Below are 1,032 nucleotides of genomic sequence, written 5' to 3' on the forward strand. Positions count from 1 at the left end.
CGGCGGCTTCGCCATGGGCGACGCGCTGTCGAAGTCCGGCGTGTCGCAGTTCATCGGCGACCAGATGAAGACCATGGCCGGGATGAGCCCGCTGGTGATCACCGCGACGCTCGCCACGGTGGCGATGCTGCTCACCCAGATGACCTCCAACACCGCGGTCGCGGCGGTGTTCGTGCCCCTCGCCATTGCCGCGGCGCAGGGCATGGGCTCCAACCCGCTGCTGTTGGCGATCCCCACCGCGCTCGGTGCGTCGCTCGCCTTCTCGCTGCCGGTGGCGACCCCGCCGAACGCCATCGTGTTCGGCTCCGGCCTGGTCCGCGTGCCCGACATGTTCAAGTCCGGCATGACGCTCAACCTCATCGGCATCGTCATCACCATCGCGGTGATGACGGTGATGCTGCCGATCGCCTTCGGCTGATCGCCGGGCGGCCCCATCCGCGCCCCCGCCGTCCGCAAGGACGGCGGGGGTTTTGCCGTTCTTGCCCGGCGGTGGCGGAGCGTGCCCATGTGGGGCGTTTTTGCGGATATTCATGGCGAAACGGTGACGCAATATCGGCGCTTTCAAGGACGCCGCATTTTGTCACAACTGCGCCTTTATTTGACCATAACTTGCACCTTGAATCGTTACAATTCCCCATGCGATCCGCCGCATCGCTTTCCGATGCGATCTATATCTATTTGATAATAAAAGATAATTTTTTCAAGAATGTTTCCTGGTGGCCGTGTGATCGTGCCACGAAAAATCTTTCTCTCTGCTTGACTTGGCGGAAAATGAGCCGGATCAATGGCGTGTGCCGGTATTTGCCAAAAATAGGCGGATGTGGACTTGAATCATGGAAATAAGAGGGCACAAAACCACTTGCCAACTTTTTGGTTTCTGGTAATCCGTCTTTCAGACGCGGTCCAGGCAAATCCGCGGGAAATGGCCCGCGGATGGGGCGCGTCGGTCCAATTATTTGTTGGGGGAAAACATGACGACTTCGTCCAGCGCGGCCGCCCCGGCGGATGCCGGGTATACCGCCGACCGCAAGA

The 1,032-nt window shown here is 60.1% G+C and carries 2 protein-coding genes; one reads left to right on the plus strand and one right to left on the minus strand.

Annotation, left to right across the window (positions count from 1 at the left end; all coding sequences use genetic code 11):
• On the plus strand, window positions 1-418 hold a 418-nt coding region (locus tag O7R11_RS14925), incomplete at its 5' end, for an SLC13 family permease (protein ID WP_337998330.1).
• A gap of 256 nt (window positions 419-674) precedes the next feature.
• Here the strand turns inward: O7R11_RS14925 and O7R11_RS14930 are convergent.
• Window positions 675-1,032, minus strand: a 358-nt coding sequence (locus O7R11_RS14930; RefSeq protein WP_337998331.1) for a hypothetical protein, incomplete at its 5' end; no start/stop codon positions are given.

The sequence above is a fragment of the Oleispirillum naphthae genome, from assembly GCA_027864655.1.
Taxonomy (GTDB): Bacteria; Pseudomonadota; Alphaproteobacteria; order Rhodospirillales; family Rhodospirillaceae; genus Oleispirillum; species Oleispirillum naphthae.